This is a genomic window from Flavobacterium sp. W22_SRS_FK3 (assembly GCF_052113665.1).
Classification (GTDB): domain Bacteria; phylum Bacteroidota; class Bacteroidia; order Flavobacteriales; family Flavobacteriaceae; genus Flavobacterium.
Genome location: NZ_JBGQOF010000016.1, coordinates 25601 through 42840, shown reverse-complemented (window position 1 = coordinate 42840; position 17240 = coordinate 25601). Strand labels below are relative to the sequence as shown.

Annotated in this window: 18 protein-coding genes; 8 read left to right on the top strand and 10 right to left on the bottom strand. The window is 33.5% G+C overall.

Annotated elements, in window-relative coordinates; genetic code table 11:
• Positions 1-53 precede the first annotated feature (53 nt).
• The 3 genes from ACEN2I_RS15435 to ACEN2I_RS15425 form a co-directional block, all read right to left on the bottom strand.
• The gene (locus ACEN2I_RS15435) at positions 54-1790 is read right to left on the bottom strand and encodes a DUF885 domain-containing protein (RefSeq protein WP_441766996.1); all 1737 of its coding nucleotides are present in this window, start codon (positions 1788-1790) and stop codon (positions 54-56) included.
• A gap of 40 nt (positions 1791-1830) precedes the next feature.
• Positions 1831-3807, bottom strand: a complete 1977-nt coding sequence (locus tag ACEN2I_RS15430) for an alpha-ketoacid dehydrogenase subunit alpha/beta (RefSeq protein WP_441766995.1) — start codon at positions 3805-3807, stop codon at positions 1831-1833.
• Positions 3808-3950: 143 nt separating this feature from the next.
• Positions 3951-4703, bottom strand: coding sequence for a 4-hydroxy-tetrahydrodipicolinate reductase (locus ACEN2I_RS15425; RefSeq protein ID WP_441766994.1), 753 nt, complete (start codon positions 4701-4703; stop codon positions 3951-3953).
• 257 nt (positions 4704-4960) lie between these two features.
• On the opposite strand from ACEN2I_RS15425, the gene ACEN2I_RS15420 reads away from it, so the two are divergent.
• The 8 genes from ACEN2I_RS15420 (at position 4961) to ACEN2I_RS15385 (ending at position 10390) form a co-directional block, all read left to right on the top strand.
• Positions 4961-5911 (top strand): isopenicillin N synthase family dioxygenase, encoded by a 951-nt coding sequence (locus ACEN2I_RS15420; RefSeq protein WP_441766993.1) that lies wholly within the window; start codon positions 4961-4963, stop codon positions 5909-5911.
• Positions 5912-6022: 111 nt separating this feature from the next.
• Positions 6023-6355: a translation initiation factor gene (locus tag ACEN2I_RS15415; RefSeq protein WP_059115351.1), complete on the top strand. Its 333-nt coding sequence runs from the start codon at positions 6023-6025 to the stop codon at positions 6353-6355.
• A 131-nt stretch (positions 6356-6486) separates the two neighbouring features.
• On the top strand, positions 6487-7356 hold the full coding sequence (locus ACEN2I_RS15410) for a nucleoside phosphorylase (protein ID WP_441766992.1): 870 nt from the start codon (positions 6487-6489) through the stop codon (positions 7354-7356).
• The gene (locus ACEN2I_RS15405) at positions 7356-7619 is read left to right on the top strand and encodes a hypothetical protein (protein WP_441766991.1); all 264 of its coding nucleotides are present in this window, start codon (positions 7356-7358) and stop codon (positions 7617-7619) included. The genes ACEN2I_RS15410 and ACEN2I_RS15405 overlap by 1 nt, the downstream gene beginning before the upstream one ends.
• A complete protein-coding gene (locus ACEN2I_RS15400; RefSeq protein WP_441766990.1) occupies positions 7616-7996 on the top strand; it encodes a VOC family protein in 381 nt (126 codons plus the stop codon). Before ACEN2I_RS15405 ends, ACEN2I_RS15400 begins: the two co-directional genes overlap by 4 nt.
• 8 nt (positions 7997-8004) lie before the next feature.
• Positions 8005-8478 (top strand): DUF4265 domain-containing protein, encoded by a 474-nt coding sequence (locus ACEN2I_RS15395; protein WP_441766989.1) that lies wholly within the window; start codon positions 8005-8007, stop codon positions 8476-8478.
• Between the two features lie 107 nt (positions 8479-8585).
• Positions 8586-9437 (top strand): substrate-binding domain-containing protein, encoded by an 852-nt coding sequence (locus ACEN2I_RS15390; RefSeq protein ID WP_441766988.1) that lies wholly within the window; start codon positions 8586-8588, stop codon positions 9435-9437.
• Positions 9438-9457: 20 nt separating this feature from the next.
• Positions 9458-10390, top strand: coding sequence for a transglutaminase (locus tag ACEN2I_RS15385; RefSeq protein WP_441766987.1), 933 nt, complete (start codon positions 9458-9460; stop codon positions 10388-10390).
• A gap of 81 nt (positions 10391-10471) precedes the next feature.
• Here ACEN2I_RS15385 and hisIE read toward each other — a convergent pair whose 3' ends face one another.
• The 7 genes from hisIE to hisD form a co-directional block, all read right to left on the bottom strand.
• Positions 10472-11068, bottom strand: coding sequence for a bifunctional phosphoribosyl-AMP cyclohydrolase/phosphoribosyl-ATP diphosphatase HisIE (gene hisIE / locus ACEN2I_RS15380; RefSeq protein WP_441766986.1), 597 nt, complete (start codon positions 11066-11068; stop codon positions 10472-10474).
• Between the two features lie 106 nt (positions 11069-11174).
• On the bottom strand, positions 11175-11930 hold the full coding sequence (hisF, locus tag ACEN2I_RS15375) for an imidazole glycerol phosphate synthase subunit HisF (protein WP_441766985.1): 756 nt from the start codon (positions 11928-11930) through the stop codon (positions 11175-11177).
• Positions 11931-11999: 69 nt separating this feature from the next.
• Entirely contained in the window at positions 12000-12725 is a 726-nt protein-coding gene (gene hisA / locus ACEN2I_RS15370; RefSeq protein WP_441766984.1) for a 1-(5-phosphoribosyl)-5-[(5-phosphoribosylamino)methylideneamino]imidazole-4-carboxamide isomerase, read from the bottom strand.
• A 129-nt stretch (positions 12726-12854) separates the two neighbouring features.
• Positions 12855-13436, bottom strand: coding sequence for an imidazole glycerol phosphate synthase subunit HisH (gene hisH / locus ACEN2I_RS15365; protein ID WP_441766983.1), 582 nt, complete (start codon positions 13434-13436; stop codon positions 12855-12857).
• 103 nt (positions 13437-13539) lie between these two features.
• The gene (hisB, locus tag ACEN2I_RS15360; protein ID WP_441766982.1) at positions 13540-14676 is read right to left on the bottom strand and encodes a bifunctional histidinol-phosphatase/imidazoleglycerol-phosphate dehydratase HisB; all 1137 of its coding nucleotides are present in this window, start codon (positions 14674-14676) and stop codon (positions 13540-13542) included.
• 107 nt (positions 14677-14783) lie between these two features.
• Positions 14784-15830 (bottom strand): histidinol-phosphate transaminase, encoded by a 1047-nt coding sequence (gene hisC, locus ACEN2I_RS15355; RefSeq protein WP_441766981.1) that lies wholly within the window; start codon positions 15828-15830, stop codon positions 14784-14786.
• A gap of 78 nt (positions 15831-15908) precedes the next feature.
• Positions 15909-17192 (bottom strand): histidinol dehydrogenase, encoded by a 1284-nt coding sequence (gene hisD / locus ACEN2I_RS15350; RefSeq protein ID WP_441766980.1) that lies wholly within the window; start codon positions 17190-17192, stop codon positions 15909-15911.
• Positions 17193-17240 lie beyond the last annotated feature (48 nt).

The following is a 17240-nucleotide window of genomic DNA, read 5'->3' as shown; positions in this document are numbered from 1 at the left end:
AAGCACTTTAGATCGTAGGATTTAATGCGCTTTTTTGAGTTTTAAATAATAATCTATTTCTTTGGCAACATTAATTCCTTAATATATTTTACAGGAGCGCTTCCAAAGCTTAAGAATTTCTCATGAAAATTTTTCAGGTTAAAATTCTCTCCTTCTTCTTTTTTAAGTTGTTCTCTTAGGTTATAAATTTCAGTGTATCCTGTAAAATATGAACATAATTGTACTTGTGATAAAGTTACGCGTTTCCATTTTCCTTCCGCTTCCGCTTGTTGCTGGAAAGCTTCGTTGACAAGCAAATTCAGGGCTTTTTCTTTAGACATATTTTTAGTATGAACACTAATATCCAAAATTGTATTACAGGTTGTTCTTAAATTCCATTTATAGTACATCAACCACATTTCATCAGAATTTTTATAGCCGCTTTCCAACATCATTTTTTCAGCATAGACTGCCCATCCTTCAACCATTGCGCCATTTCCTAAAATAGATTTGATAATACTTGGCGACTGATTACTATAAACCAATTGCGTATAATGTCCCGGAATTGCTTCATGTATATTTAAAATCTGCAAAATATAATCATTGTATTCACGCAAATAGCTTTCAGCATTCTCTGCACTCCAGCCAGACATACTTCCTACATTGTAATAGGTATTTGCATTTTTATCATAAGGTCCGGGAGCAGATATAGATGCCCCTGCAACTCCTGCCATGTATGCAGGTTCTTTGCGAACTACTAATGGTTTTGACGGATCAATATACAATAGATCTTTAGCCTTAACATATGCAGTTAATTCCGGAATTTGCTTTTCTATTTCAGATTGAAACTTCTCCGGAGTTGTATGTTTTAATGAAATCTGATCAATTATCTGCTTGATTAAAACTAACTTATCAGTTGGTTTAGATGCATTTCCTTTGTATTTTGTCCAAAGTTTGTCGGCAAGAACAAACATTTTGTCATGCAGGTCTTTTTTATGATCAACTGCAATTTTGTAAATTTCTTCAGCTGAATAACCTGATTGAATATCAAAATTGAATTTTTTAGCATACAAAGTTTCTCCCAATCGAAAAGATCGAGGCGTTTTATTTGGGAATGCTTTCAGCCAATCTGCATAGTCTTTAATTGCTTTTACAGCAACTTTTGCCTTGTCAAGCATTTCTTTTTTTTCTGCAGCACTTAATTTACTTTTTTCTAAAGCAATATTTAAATCGGCATCAAAAACAGACAAACCTCCTAAATTTTGATCGATAGCAAGTTGCGTGTGTTCAACGGTTGGATTTTTGATATTCAGTTTCGCTGCTTCATAATAAGCAGGAATTCCATTCATCTTTGCATTAAAAGCACGAAGACGAACTTCTGCAGTATCGTAATTTCCATTTAAAATTTCTGCAAAAGAACCGCAGACATTATATTCTGAGGGATTCCATTCTGATGACTTTAATTCTTTAATACTAAACAAAGTGCTTTCCAATTGATTTTTTATCATATGATAATCAGTCTTATTCTTATCAGATAAGGATTCAACATCATATTGTTTTAAAGAATCTAATTGTTTATTTACAAAATCAAGCTGTTTTTTATCTGCCTCAGCATTTGGAGTTACCAAAACACTATCTAATTTATGGTATCCAACAGCAGAAGCCCATCCCGGATAAAGCTGCCATAAGTCAGTAACAAAGCCATCTTTATAGCTGTCAAATTTTTTATCTAAAATTTCATTAAATTTTGTGCTTTTGTTACAGGAAAAAAGCAGCGTAATTGTAATAATTGAAACAAATAGTTTTTTCATATTAGTTTATTAAGTTATAAATTGTGAAATGATCATACCGTTAATAAGCCAATAGATCAATGAGCTCTTTTTCGAATTTATTTTTTGGCAAAAACTGGTCTTCCAATGCTTTTGTAAACGGAATTGGAGAATCTAAACTGGCTACTCTTTTTACCGGTCCATCAAGGTATTCAAAACATTGTTCCATAATTAAAGCCGAAATATCACTGGCAATGCCCCCAAAAAGAGTATCCTCCTGATAAATAATTACTTTTCCCGTCTTTTTTACCGATGCGAAAATAGTTTCTGTATCCAAAGGCTGTAAAGTTCTTAAATCGATTAAATCAGCCTCGATATCCGGATTTTTTTCTAAAGTTTCCAATGCCCAATGCACAGTTGCTCCAAAAGCAATAATAGTTATCCTATTTCCTGCTTTTATTAAGGCTGCTTTTCCTAACGGAATCGTATAATAATCATTTGGAACATCCTGATAAACGCTTCTGTATAGCAGTTTATGCTCAAAAAACAAAACAGGATTTGGGTCGTTTATTGAAGTATTTAATAATCCTTTGGCATCATACGGAAAAGCCGGATAAATGACTTTTAATCCGGGAGTTTTGGTAAACCAGGCTTCATTTGTCTGAGAGTGAAAAGGTCCTGCCTGAGTTCCGCCTCCACAAGGCATACGTACCACAACATCGGCTTTTTCTCCCCAGCGATAATGTGATTTAGCCAATAAATTCACAATGGGATTAAAACCGGTTGAAACAAAATCGGCAAATTGCATTTCAACAATCGCTTTATAGCCGTTAATTGATAATCCCATTCCGGCTGAAACTACTGCACTTTCACAAATTGGTGTATTCCGAACCCGGCCTTTTCCAAAAAATTCAACAAAACCATCTGTTATTTTAAAGGCTCCTCCATATTCTGCAATATCCTGCCCCATAATAACCAGGTTATCATATCGCTGCATTGATTGTTCTAAGCTTTTCCTGATGGCATCTATAAAACGAATATTTTTAGATTCTGATGAATGACTAACTTCCTCATATTCATACGGCTTATAAACATCACCTAATTCTCCTTCATGAGTAGGTATAATTTCAGGTTCAGCATTAGCTATGGCTAAATTTTCGTCTATCTCCTGTTTGATTTTGTTATGAAGTTCTTCATCAAATTCGGCTGTCAAAACACCTGTTTCTATTAAAAATCTTCGATAGTTTGTAACAGGATCTTTTGTACTCCATTCATCCGTTAATTCCTGTGGAACATATTTAGTACCGCTTGCTTCTTCATGTCCACGCATTCTAAAGGTTTTAAATTCCAATAAAACAGGATGTGGATCTTTCTGCATTTCTTCTTTTAATTGAGAAAGTTTATTATATACCTCCAAAATATTATTTCCGTCAATAATATGGCTTTCTATTCCATAACCAATGCCTTTATCAGCCAGATTTTCACACAAATACTGTTCATTTGTGGGAGTCGAGAGTCCGTAACCGTTATTTTCAATGATAAACATCACAGGTAGTTTCCAAACTGCTGCAATATTTAAGGCCTCATGAAAGTCTCCTTCACTGGTTGCTCCTTCTCCCGTAAAAACAGCTGTAATTTTATTATTTTTTTGGAGTTTATCGGCTAAAGCGATTCCGTCAGCAATTCCCAATTGCGGACCCAGATGTGAAATCATTCCTATAATTTTATATTCCTGAGTTCCAAAATGGAAACTACGATCCCTGCCTTTTGTAAAACCATTTGCTTTTCCCTGCCATTGTGAAAACAAGCGATGTAACGGAATATTTCTTGAAGTAAAAACCCCAAGGTTTCTGTGCATGGGCAATATGTATTCAGACTCATCCAAAACAGCTGTAACACCAACTGCAATTGCTTCCTGTCCTATTCCGGAAAACCATTTGGATACTTTTCCCTGCCGAATCAGAATGAGCATTTTTTCTTCGATTAAACGAGGTTTCAGTAATTTTTTATATAAATCTAATAATTGGGTATCACTAAGATTTTGTCTGTAAAAGATCATTTGGTTATGTTTTATTGTTCCAAATATATTAAAATATAACAATCCAAATACCAAGAGTTAGATAAATACATTGCAGACAAATTGTTTAACTGTGTAAAATAGAAAAATGTAAAGTTTGAAAAGTAATTTTTAGCATGAAAAATTTATTTAATAACAAAATGAGGAGACAATATATCTTCAAAGTTATATAATCCTTTTTCCTTATCTTTTAAATTTTCGGCTACAAATACAACTCCACTTCCAAAAGCTTCTCGAGAAATGCTTTCATGAATTAATCTGACGGTTTGATAAGGAAACCCAAAAACAACTTCGTGTTTACCTACAATTCCACCGGCTCTTACAGAATTTATATCGTTTTCTTCTACATCCAGCGTTTCTGCAATTTTAAGAGCTGTTCCTGAAACGCCATTTTTTCCCTTAAAATGTTCTTCAATAATTTCGATATCAACCCACGGAGCAATTCTCTTTAAGAATTTAGAAGCAAATAGTAAATAATTTACACCTAGAGTGATATTTGGACTCCAAAATACGGTTGTAAGTTTTGAAAGTGATTTTAAAAATTCTTTCTCTTTTTTAGAATAATGGGAAATGGCAGAGATTATTTTTACCTTTCGAATACTGGCCTCTTCTCCATAAGTATAAATTCCTAAGGAGGAAGAAAAATCAATTATAAAATCAACAGGTTCAGCATCGAGAAGTTCAGATATAGAAATTGACGAACTGGAATAAATTTTCCCAGTCTCATCTGAATCAATTCCCAGATATTCAGAAATTATACGATTTTCCAAAGTGGTGTTTTTTTTTAAAACCCATTTCAGAGAAAATTTTTTGTTTTGTAAAATTACTGAAGCTACTGCTTTTCCGGTTTTCCCAAACCCTATCAACCCTATATTCATAAATTATTGTTTTTTTATAAAAATAGATATTTTTACTTGCAAACCTGATCATTTATAAGATTGTTAACATTTTTTAACCCTTAAAAGCTATCTAAATTGAATTATAATCAAAAATAAAATCATTACTAATCCGTTAAATTGCTTAATTTTAAATTCAATTTTAATAAAATTTTTAAAATTGAAATCTAAAATATTCTCTACATTTGTAAGGCAAAAGGTTTTAAAAGCTTTTTGACAATTAAATAAAAATGTAAAGTATGCAAAACATTCCTAGTGTAGACTTACGTGATTTCCTTTCGGACAACCCGGAACGTAAACAAAAATTTGTAAATGAAATCGGCAGTGCATTTGAAAACATTGGCTTCGTAGCCCTAAAGGGTCATTTTTTAGATGATCAGCTGGTAAACGAACTTTATGGCGAAATTAGAAAATTTTTCGCCTTGCCAATTGATACTAAACACAAATATGAAATTCCCGGAATAGGCGGACAAAGAGGATATGTTTCTTTTGGAAAAGAACATGCCAAAGGTCGCAAAGAGGGAGATTTAAAAGAATTCTGGCATTTTGGACAATATGTGGACGCAGCTTCAAAATATGCTTCAGAATACCCGAACAATGTAGAAGTAAAAGAATTACCCCGTTTTAATATTGTAGGCAAAGAAGCCTATCAGATGTTAGAAAAAACAGGTGTTTACGTACTAAGAGCACTTGCTTTGCATTTAGGTCTGGATGAATTTTATTTTGATCAGTATGCCAAAGAAGGAAACTCAATTTTAAGACCAATACATTATCCGCCTATTACTTCTGAACCAGAGAATGCCATTCGTGCAGCTGCTCACGGTGACATTAACCTGATTACGCTTTTAATGGGAGCGCAGGGTAAAGGATTACAGGTTCAAAATCATGATGGCCAATGGATTGATGCCATTGCACAGGATGATGAATTGGTAATTAATGTGGGTGATATGCTGTCAAGACATACAAATAATAAACTGAAATCAACTATACATCAGGTAGTTAATCCACCGAGAGAATTATGGGGAACTTCACGTTATTCGATTCCGTTTTTCATGCATCCTGTAAGCGATATGCGTCTGGATTGTTTAGAAAACTGTATCGATGCCGAAAATCCTAAGAAATTCGAAGATATTACAGCCGGAGATTACTTATACGAACGTTTGGTAGATTTAGGTTTAATTAAAAAATAAACTTATTAAATTCTAAATATTAAATTCCAAATCCCAATACAGCTTGGGGTTTGGAATTTAATATTTATAAACTATATTTATTGGAATTTATTTTTCAGAATAAAAAACATTATGGATTTACAAGATCAATTAAAAAATTTATTTCCGGATCATATCGAATCAAACGAACCTGAAGAAGTTCAGGAACAGGAACACGTACTTTATGTGCAAAAAGAACCTATGATTTGTAAATTCGAAAAACGAAAAGGAAAAGCAACGACCATAATCGAAGGCTACGAAGGATCTGATGAAGATTTTAAAATTCTGGCTAAAGAGATTAAAACAAAACTAAGCGTTGGCGGAACTTTTAAAGATGATTCCATTATTATTCAGGGAGATTATCGTGATAAAATAATGGCTATTTTAAAAGAAAAAGGCTTTAAAACAAAACGTGTTGGAGGGTAATAAAGAAAATCCACATTTTTAAATTCCAAATTCCAATTGATTGATTTCAAAGATGAATCCTTGCGATCTTTGCAGTTAAATTTTTATGATTTCAGGAGAAGAAACTTAGAACCTTAGCAACTTAAAAAAAAATGATACAAGCATCAGAATTAATACTAAATCCTGACGGAAGCGTTTATCACCTGAACCTTCGTCCTGAACATATCGCTCACGATATAATTTTTGTTGGAGATCAGAACAGGGTTGAAAAAATCACCCAGTTTTTTGATTCAATTGAATATTCTACACAAAAAAGAGAATTTAAAACCCAAACCGGAATCTACAAAGGAAAACGAATTTCGGTAATGTCAACCGGAATTGGCCCTGACAACATTGATATTGTGCTGAACGAGTTGGATGCTTTAGTCAATATTGATTTAGAAACAAGACTACCTAAAGAAGAACTGACTTCTTTAAATATTATTCGAATTGGAACATCAGGATCTTTGCATGCCGATATTCCTTGTGATAGTTTTGTAATGTCTAAATTTGGATTAGGATTAGATAACATGCTTCGCTCTTATTTGATCGATGAAGTATCCAATGTCGCTATTGAAGATGCTTTTGTTGCCCACACCAATTGGGATATCCGAAAAGGAAAACCGTATGCTATTGCCTGTTCGGAAAAACTCGAAAAAATAATAGAATCTGATAAAATTTTTAAAGGAATTACCGCTACAGCCGGAGGGTTCTATGGACCTCAAGGGCGTGTTTTACGTTTAAATATTCAGGATTCAGCGCTAAATTCAAAAATGGATAATTTTGATTTTAACGATAACCGAATCACTAATTTAGAAATGGAAACCGCAGCAATTTATGGACTTTCAGCATTATTAGGTCATAATGCCTTATCATTGAATGCTATTATTGCCAATCGTGCATCGGGTACTTTCAGTGAAGACTCATATAAAGCAGTTGATGAGTTGATTTCGTATACTTTAAATAAACTAGCTGGAAAATAATGTTTAGCTTTTTAATTGATCATATAATTTTTCAGCCAATAAGAAAGTTTACTTTAGGTATGGGAGGTTTATTTAGATGGAGTTTTTTTCAACTTTTAAATGTTTCTATTGAAGAAAAATATCCTAAAAGTTTAGAATATTATTGGGATAATAACAGTGAAATCATTGATAAAAATGGATTTACAACAGCTCAGAAAAATTTATTTGCCGGCTTTATGCTTTTCATTTGTTTTATAATTTTAATTGAAAAAATAGAAGGATGACATTAAGAGTCGCACGACACACGAATAATTTAGAAACAATTGAAAATTTTTACGTCAATATTTTAGGTTTTGAAAGACTAGGCGGTTTTCAAAACCACAATAATTATGATGGTGTTTTTATTGGAAAACCTAATTCAGAATGGCATTTTGAATTCACACAATCTGAAACAGAAGCTGACCATAAATTTGACGAAGATGATATCGTTGTGTTTTATCCCGATACCATTAGAAAATATAATGCATTACTTGAAAGTCTTTTGGAAAATGATATTCTGAAGATAACTGCAGTAAATCCGTATTGGAATGAAAATGGACAAATGTTTCTGGATCCGGATGGTTATCGAATTGTGATATCACCTTTAAAAGCTAAAAATTAAATTACAGAATGGCAGAAACACACAAAAAAATCCTATTTAGATATTATAGCGATTTATTAGAAGAAACAGTTGTAGAAACGATGTGGGCAGAAATTATTGATTTGGAAAAAGGATATTTCAAACTGGATAATATTCCATTTTTTGGTCCTTTAATTGCAACAGATGATATTTTCTTTGCAGAATATGATGAAGATGAACAGCGCCTGACTTATAGAAAAACGATAGAAACTTCTGGAAACTCTATTATTCAGGTTGTAATTTTAGAAAAAAATTTTGACAAGCAAATAATTAGAGAAAAACTAAAAGATGTTAATTGTGAATCTGAAGGTCTGAACGAAACTCTTTTTGCTGTAGAAATAACCCCAAAAGTCGATTATTCTGTTGTAAAAAGTATTCTAAATGAATACGCAGAACTTTCGGTCATAGATTTTGCAGAACCTTGCCTTTCAGAAAAACACAGAACAGATTTATTAAAAAATTAGAAAATGTGTCGATTTGATAATTAGATAATTCTTAAAATTTAACAATAAATAATCGAAGAAATCTGATAAATTTAAAAACATACTAAACAACTTAAACTTAAACTATAATGAAAACTGTAAAAATTGTAGGTGTTCCGGAACACTTCAATTTACCATGGCAACTATGCATTGAAAATGGCGAATTTGAAGCTGAAAATATAGATTTACAATGGAAAAACATACCTGAAGGTACCGGAAAAATGTGTCAGATGCTTCGTGATGGTGAAGCAGATATTGCAGTTATTTTGACTGAAGGAATTATAAAAGATATCGTTAACGGAAATCCAAGTAAAATTGTTCAGATTTATGTTCAGTCTCCTTTAATTTGGGGTATTCACGTTGCAGCAAAATCTGATTTTCATACTATACGAGACCTTAAAAATAAAAAAGTTGCTATTTCAAGATTAGGTTCAGGGTCACAATTAATGGCATATGTAAATGCCCATGAACAGGGTTGGGAAACAGCTGATTTGGAATTTGAAATTATCAATACAATCGACGGTGCGGTAGAAGCCCTCACAAACGGAACTGCAGATTACTTTATGTGGGAACGCTTCATGACCAAACCACTTGTTGATCAGGGTATTTTCAGACGTGTTGATGATTGTCCTACTCCATGGCCTTCATTTGTAATTACCGTTAGGGATGAATTTTTAAAAAAAAATCCTAAAATAGTTGAGAAGATCCTTCAAATCATTAATAATGCAACACACGATTTTACTCAAATCCCTGATATTGACAAAACATTGGCAGGTATTTTTAATCAAAAACCAGAAGATATTCAGGAATGGTTAAAGCTTACACAATGGTCACAAAAAAATTTAACCGAAAAAGCGTTTATTAAGATTCAAAATCAGTTATTTGATCTGGGAATTATTGATAAAAAAAGTACTTTTGTTGAAACCGTAAAAGCGATGTAAAAACACTGCTTTTTATTACTATGATAAAAATTCCAAAAATTGACTTTCCACAATTAAAATCCAAATTACAGGTAAAATCTCCCTGGGATAGGATTATTATTATGGCATTAAGTCTTTTGATAACCATTCCGGTTTTTATCATATTACATCAAAATCTAATCGATTTAAAATGGTCCTTTAACTTAGACCGTATATTTATTTTTTTGGTTGTTTTTGCTGCTATTTTCTTCATATTAATGCTTTTACGAACTATTATTTTAATTTGTATTGCGATATATTTATTGGTTTTATTCTACGGAACTGTTATTGGAAATTATGGTTTCAACGAAATTGCTGAAGATTATAATTCTATGATATATACCATGTCTGATAATCCATTTCCACAAGATATTATTGTAGCAAAATTGCTGCCATTCCCAAATAAATCAAAAATTATCAATGCTATAGAATATCAGAATCCGAAAGTTCGGAATTTTGCCATTATGGCTACTTCTAAACATTTCAAAGGGATAAGAGGCTATTCAGATTACAGAACAACCATTCAGTGTTTCGCTGTTTTTAAGGAAATCAACAATCGATGGAATTACGTTAATGACCCGAAAGAAGGCGATTATATTGCCACTGCGAGCGAGTCTTTAGAATATTTTTCGGGTGATTGTGATGATCACTCGATTTTAATGGCAGCCGCGATACGCTCTATTGGTGGAACACCTAGATTAATTCATACTAAAGGACATATTTATCCTGAAATATTGATTGGCTCCTTAATTGATCTGGAAAAAGTCAATTATTTAATTAAAAATGTACTTTTTGTAAAAGAAAGTAAAGGAAAAATAATTCATTATCATATTGATGAACGTGGTCAGGTCTGGATGAATCTTGATTATACTGCCAAATATCCCGGGGGGCCATTTATGTTCGAAGAGATTTTAGGAGCTTTGACTCTTAATTAAAAAATATGGATTCATTGAAAATATAAAATCCTGCTGAATTTAGAAAATTCAACAGGATTTTATATTTTATTCAAAAAAAAACTACTTCTGGCGTTTCTTTAAAACATCAATTACATCATTCAGCTGAAAGCCTTTTGCCTGCAAAAGAATTAGATAATGAAAAAGTAAATCGGCACTTTCGCTTAGAAACAAATCATCATTATCATCTTTTGCTTCAATAACCACTTCTACAGCTTCTTCACCTACTTTCTGGGCAATTTTATTAATTCCTTTAGCGAATAAAGAAGCTACATAACTTTGTTCAGAATCGGCATTTTCTCTTCGGATTTTGATTGTATTTTCTAAATTTGACAGAAATCCGTAGCTTTCTTTATTTTCTTCCTGCCAGCAGGTATCGGCTCCTGTATGACAAGTAGGGCCAACAGGTCTTGCCTGAATCAACAACGTATCTCCGTCACAATCATTTTTAATATCAACCAAATTCAAAAAGTGCCCGCTCTCTTCCCCTTTTGTCCAAAGCCTTTGTTTGGAACGGCTGAAAAAAGTTACTTTTTGGGTTTCGATTGTTTTTTGAAGCGATTCTTCATTCATATAACCCAGCATCAGAACATTTTTAGTTTCCGAATCCTGAATAATGGCCGGAATCAATCCGTGTGCGCTTTTTATATCTATGTTCATTTGTAATTTTAGATTTTAGATTTTAGACTTCAGATTTTTAAATCCCGAATTCCAAATTCTATATTATTTCTTGTCTCTTTATTCTATTTTGTCTCAACTCTATTCTCTAAATTCGAACTTCAATATCATTATTTCTCAGTTCTTCTTTCAAAGCCTTAATCTCGATTTCCTTAAAGTGAAAAACACTCGCAGCCAAAGCAGCATCAGCTTTTCCTTCCTTAAATGAATCTACAAAATGCTGTATATTTCCCGCTCCGCCAGAAGCAATAATAGGAATATTGATTAACTCCGATAATTTTGCCAAAGCTTCATTTGCAAAGCCATTTTTGGTTCCGTCATTATCCATTGATGTGAATAATATTTCGCCAGCGCCACGTTCTGCAACTTCAACAGCCCAATCAAATAGGTTTAATTCTGTTGGTACTTTCCCTCCAACCAAATGTACAATCCATTGTCCGTCAATTTGTTTGGCATCAATAGCTACAACAACACATTGGCTTCCAAATTTCTGTGCCAGATCATTAATTAACTGTGGATTTTTTACTGCCGATGAATTGATCGAAACTTTATCAGCGCCGTTATTCAGCAGAATTTCAACATCTTCAACAGATGAAATTCCGCCGCCAACCGTAAACGGAATATTAATTTTCTCAGCGACGCTTCGTACCATGTTTACCAGGGTCTTTCTACGTTCTTCTGTAGCCGAAATATCCAGAAATACCAATTCATCAGCACCTTCCGCAGAATAAATTTCGGCCAGTTCCACCGGATCACCTGCATCGCGTAAATCAACAAAGTTAACACCTTTTACAGTTCTTCCATTTTTTATATCCAAACAAGGAATGATTCTTTTTGCTAACATTCTTTTTAGTTGTTTGTTATTGGTTGTTAGTTGCTGGTCAATATAAAAATATCAACCGACAACCAACAACTATAAACCTATTATATAGTTTTCAAGTTGTTTCAAAGTGATTCTGCCTTCGTAAATCGCTTTTCCAATTATGGTTCCCTCGCAACCTAATTCGGCTAGTTTTGGCAATTCATCAAAAGTTGAAATTCCACCCGAAGCGATCAGTTTTACATTTTTAGCTTCTGCCAAAATTTTAGCATATAAGTCAAAACTTGGACCTTCGAGCATTCCGTCTTTCGCAATATCGGTACAAATAACGTATTGAATTCCTTTAGTTTGATAATCCTGAATAAAAGGAATCAATTCTTCATCTGAATCTTCAAGCCAGCCTGAAACAGCGATTTTTTCGTCTTTTGCATCAGCACCTAAAATGATTTTATCCGAACCATATATAGAAATCCATTTTTCGAAAATCGCCCTGTTTTTTACCGCAATACTTCCACCAGTAATTTGGTTCGCACCGCTTTCAAAAGCTATTTTTAAATCGGCATCCGATTTTAAACCTCCGCCAAAATCAACTTTTAATTTGGTTTGTGAAGCAATTTGCTCTAAAATTTTATAATTGACAATTTTGCTCGATTTTGCTCCGTCTAAATCCACTAAATGCAGATATTCAATTCCGTGTGCTTCAAAGGATTTCGCTACTTCAAGCGGATTTTCGTTGTAAATTATTTTGGTATCATAATCCCCTTTTGACAAGCGGACACATTTTCCGTCAATGATATCTATGGCTGGTATTATTCTCATTTTTATTAGTCTTAAAGTTTGAAAGTCTAAAGTCATAAAGTCCTGATTTTTGATTGTCAATTAAAGATTTTTGATTTCAGATTTTCAAAATTGATATTGTAATTGATTTTTGATATTGCTATTGAACTTTTACATTTTCAAGAAATTCTCTAATATTTTCTCTCCAACAGCACCGCTTTTCTCCGGGTGAAACTGGGTCCCGTAAAAATTATCTTTTTGTAAAGCCGATGCATATTCCAATTCGTAATTCGTTGTGGCAATGGTTTCAGCGCAATTTGGAGCGTAAAAACTATGTACCAGATACATAAATTCGTTCTCCGAAATTCCTTTAAACAGATCTGATTTCAGATTGTAAATCTGATTCCAGCCCATTTGCGGTACTTTTACTTTTGGAGTGAATTTAATCACATCCACATCAAAAATCCCCATACCTTTGGTATCTCCCTCTTCAGACGAATTACACATCAATTGCATACCCAGACAGATTCCTAAAACCGGCTGTTTTAGATTCGGAATCAAACCATCCAAACCGCTTTCCTTCAGTTTTCGCATCGCATAACTCGCTTCTCCCACACCCGGAAAAATGACTTTATCAGCTTGCTGAATTTCTTCCGGATTATTACTCAAAACAGCTTTAAAACCAAGCCTTTCGATAGCAAACATCATGCTTTGAATATTTCCTGCGCCGTAATTTATAATTACTATTTTCATTTATATTAGTCTTAAAGTTGTAAAGTCAAATGTCTTAAAGTCAATTTTGATTGTCCATAATTTACAGAACCTTTCGACTTTACGACTTTCAACTTTTGACTTATTATAGCATTCCTTTCGTTGAAGGCAAAATCATTTTCTCAGTATCTCTTTTTACCGCTACTTTTATGGCTTTTGCGAAAGCTTTAAAAATCGCTTCAATTTTATGATGTTCATTATCGCCTTCTGCTTTGATGTTAATGTTTGCTTTTGCACCATCTGAGAACGATTTAAAGAAATGGAAAAACATCTCTGTTGGCATTTTACCAACCATTTCGCGTTTAAATTCTGTCTCCCAAATCAGCCAGTTTCTACCACCAAAATCAATCGCAACCTGAGCTAAACAATCGTCCATTGGCAAACAAAAACCATAACGCTCGATACCTAACTTATTTCCAAGTGCTTTTGCAAAAACCTCTCCCAGGGCAATAGCAGTATCTTCAATCGTGTGATGTTCATCAACTTGTAAGTCACCTTTTACAAGTATTTCTAAGTCCATTTGACCATGACGCGAAATCTGATCCAACATATGGTCGAAAAAAGCGATTCCGGTATCGATTTTGCTTTTCCCTGTTCCATCCAGATTAAGATTGATAAAAATATCCGTTTCATGCGTTTTACGAATAATGGAAGCTGAACGCGCCTCTAATTTTAAAAACTCGTAAATCGTTTTCCAATCTGTAGACTGTAAAACAATTGTCGCATCCAATTCTTCTCTTTTGGCGCTAATTTCATTACTTCCAGCTCCATCAGACATATTCATAAAAATGGCTTTTGCACCTAAGTTTTTAGCCAGTTCAACATCTGTTAAGCGATCTCCCAGTACAAACGAATTTGCCAAATCATAATTTGGATTATCAATGTATTTTGTCAACATTCCTGTACGGGGCTTGCGTGTAGGCGCATTGTCTTCAGGAAAAGAACGATCAACAAAAATATCATCAAACAAAACGCCTTCGTTTTCAAAGGCTCTTAAAATAAAGTTTTGTGTTGGCCAAAACGTATCTTCAGGAAAACTATCTGTTCCCAAACCATCCTGATTGGTCACCATTGCCAATTCGTAATCTAATTCAGTGGCAATTTTAGCCAGATATCGAAACGCTTTCGGATAAAATTCTAATTTTTCAAGGCTATCCAATTGATATCCTTCTGGTTCTAAAACAATCGTTCCGTCACGATCTATAAAAAGTACTTTTTTCATATTTATATTTTTGAGAATAAAGAAAAAAGAGTAAAGAAAATGGACTTTCCATTCTATCCAAAAAACTCTTTAATTTTTTCTTTCTTTTTTGCTCTATATTATTTCTTCTAATTCAACAACTTCAATTCCTTAATCAAAACAGCATTTTCTTCCGGAATTCCAATCGTAAAACGCAGGCAATTTTCACATAAGGGCTGCGTTGTTCTGTTTCTTATTACAATTCCTTTCGCTATTAATTCATCATATCTTTTATTAGCATTATCAACTTTCACCAGCACAAAATTAGCTTCCGTTGGATATACTTTTTCAACAAAATCAATTTTTGCCAAAACTTTCAATAATTCCTCTCTTTGTTCGATTATAGATGTTATTTCCTGTTTTATTTTTTCTGAATCCTTCAAACGTTCAATGGCTCTTTTTTGGGTCAGTTCGTTAACATTATAAGGAGGTTTGATTTTATTCAAAACCGAGATTACCGATTCAGACGCATAACAGATTCCTAAACGGATTCCGGCAAGACCATACGCTTTTGAAAGTGTTTGGGTAATAACCAAATTTGGATATTCATCGATTTCGATCAGCCAGCTTTCCTTCTCAGAAAAGTCGATGTATGCTTCATCAATCACCACCAAACCTTTAAAGTTTTGTAATAATGTCACCACACTTTCGTCCGAAAAAGAATTTCCCGTTGGGTTGTTTGGTGAGCATAAAAAAATAATTTTTGTATTGTCATCGACAGCGTCTAAAATCTTTTCTACCTGTGGCTGAAAATCTGTTGAAAGTAAAACTTCTCTGTTTTGTACCGCATTTATGTTTGCTAAAACACTATACATTCCATAAGTTGGCGGCAATGAAATAATATTGTCGGTTTTTGGTTCACAAAAAGCCCTGAAAAGTAAATCCAAAACCTCATCACTTCCATTTCCTAATAAAATCTGGCTTTGTTTTATGGTATTATTTTTAGCTAAGATCGTTTTAACCGAATTCTGCTGTGGATCCGGATAACGATTTACCCCATTTTGAAACGGATTTTCATTAGCATCCAAAAAAATCATTTCGGCAGTATCAAAATCTTCAAATTCATCGCGGGCAGAAGAATACGGTTTTAATATTTTTACGTTTTCACGTGTTATTTTGTTTATATCGAATTTCATTTTTTCTTTATTTTAAGAATCAAGAACCAAGATAAAAGACTATACAAAAATCTTGATTCTTTGCTCTTTCTTCTATTTTTATTCTAAACTTTTCAATCTAAGTGTTACAGCATTTTTGTGCGCCTGCAATCCTTCGGCTTCTGCCATAACTTCAATTGCTTTACCAATATTCTGAATTCCGGCTTCTGAAATTTTCTGAAAGGTCATTGATTTCATAAAACTATCCAGGTTTACTCCACTGTAATTCTTAGCATATCCATTTGTCGGCAAAGTATGGTTGGTTCCTGAAGCATAATCTCCTGCACTTTCAGGAGTATAATTCCCAATAAAAACTGAACCGGCATTTACTATTCCGTTACAATAAAAATCATCATATTCTGAACAGATAATAAAGTGCTCCGGTCCGTATTCATTGATTAATTCCAAAGCCACTTTATCATTTTCAACAAAAATTAATTTAGAATTCGCAATTGCTTTTTTGGCAATTTCTTTTCGTGGAAGTTCTTCAATCTGAATTTGAATTTCCTTTTCGACTGCCTCAATTAGTTTTTTCGAAGTCGAAACTAAAATTACCTGACTGTCTGTTCCGTGTTCTGCCTGTGACAATAAATCGGAAGCTACAAATGCAGGAACAGCGGTGTCATCAGCCACAATCAATAATTCTGATGGTCCTGCAGGCATATCAATAGCAACTCCAAATTGTGTTGCCAATTGTTTTGCAACGGTTACAAATTGGTTTCCAGGTCCAAAAATCTTATATACTTTCGGAATTGATTTTGTTCCAAATGTCATTCCGGCAATTGCCTGAATTCCACCTACCTTTAATATTTTAGTTACACCGCATAAATTCGCAGCATACAAGATTGCGGGATTGATTTTTCCGGTTTTATCTGGAGGCGAGCATAAAACAATTTCTTTACTTCCTGCAATTTCAGCCGGAACTGCCAACATCAAGACTGTAGAGAATAAAGGAGCCGTACCACCCGGAATGTACAAACCAATTTTTTGAATTGGTCTTTTTTCCTGCCAGCAATTTACACCTTCGGCCGTTTCAACTGAAATTTTTTCTGTTTTTTGTGCAGAATGGAATTTATAAATATTGTTTTTAGCCAGCTGAATCGCTTCTTTTAATTCAGTTGAAATTGAATTTATTGCTTCTTCAATTTCTGCTGTTGAAACCTCGTAATTATCTAAAGCAATTCCGTCAAAAATTGAAGTGTATTTTGCAACTGCTTCATCTCCTTTTTTCTGTACTTCCTTAAAAATTTCTTTCACCGTAACTTCGATATCATCGATAGTCTGGGTTGGTCTTTTTAATATTTCTGACCAGGTATTGGGTTTTGGATTATGTATTTTATTCATTTTTTTTGCTTTTAGCTTTAAGCTGTGGGCTGTAAGCTTTATTAACTT

Coding starts and splice junctions, on each gene's coding strand:
- ACEN2I_RS15435 (WP_441766996.1), bottom strand. CDS start 1,790: ATGAAAAAACTATTTGTTTCAATTATTACAATTACGCTGCTTTTTTCC.
- ACEN2I_RS15430 (WP_441766995.1), bottom strand. CDS start 3,807: ATGATCTTTTACAGACAAAATCTTAGTGATACCCAATTATTAGATTTA.
- ACEN2I_RS15425 (WP_441766994.1), bottom strand. CDS start 4,703: ATGAATATAGGGTTGATAGGGTTTGGGAAAACCGGAAAAGCAGTAGCT.
- ACEN2I_RS15420 (WP_441766993.1), top strand. CDS start 4,961: ATGCAAAACATTCCTAGTGTAGACTTACGTGATTTCCTTTCGGACAAC.
- ACEN2I_RS15415 (WP_059115351.1), top strand. CDS start 6,023: ATGGATTTACAAGATCAATTAAAAAATTTATTTCCGGATCATATCGAA.
- ACEN2I_RS15410 (WP_441766992.1), top strand. CDS start 6,487: ATGATACAAGCATCAGAATTAATACTAAATCCTGACGGAAGCGTTTAT.
- ACEN2I_RS15405 (WP_441766991.1), top strand. CDS start 7,356: ATGTTTAGCTTTTTAATTGATCATATAATTTTTCAGCCAATAAGAAAG.
- ACEN2I_RS15400 (WP_441766990.1), top strand. CDS start 7,616: ATGACATTAAGAGTCGCACGACACACGAATAATTTAGAAACAATTGAA.
- ACEN2I_RS15395 (WP_441766989.1), top strand. CDS start 8,005: ATGGCAGAAACACACAAAAAAATCCTATTTAGATATTATAGCGATTTA.
- ACEN2I_RS15390 (WP_441766988.1), top strand. CDS start 8,586: ATGAAAACTGTAAAAATTGTAGGTGTTCCGGAACACTTCAATTTACCA.
- ACEN2I_RS15385 (WP_441766987.1), top strand. CDS start 9,458: ATGATAAAAATTCCAAAAATTGACTTTCCACAATTAAAATCCAAATTA.
- hisIE (WP_441766986.1), bottom strand. CDS start 11,068: ATGAACATAGATATAAAAAGCGCACACGGATTGATTCCGGCCATTATT.
- hisF (WP_441766985.1), bottom strand. CDS start 11,930: ATGTTAGCAAAAAGAATCATTCCTTGTTTGGATATAAAAAATGGAAGA.
- hisA (WP_441766984.1), bottom strand. CDS start 12,725: ATGAGAATAATACCAGCCATAGATATCATTGACGGAAAATGTGTCCGC.
- hisH (WP_441766983.1), bottom strand. CDS start 13,436: ATGAAAATAGTAATTATAAATTACGGCGCAGGAAATATTCAAAGCATG.
- hisB (WP_441766982.1), bottom strand. CDS start 14,676: ATGAAAAAAGTACTTTTTATAGATCGTGACGGAACGATTGTTTTAGAA.
- hisC (WP_441766981.1), bottom strand. CDS start 15,830: ATGAAATTCGATATAAACAAAATAACACGTGAAAACGTAAAAATATTA.
- hisD (WP_441766980.1), bottom strand. CDS start 17,192: ATGAATAAAATACATAATCCAAAACCCAATACCTGGTCAGAAATATTA.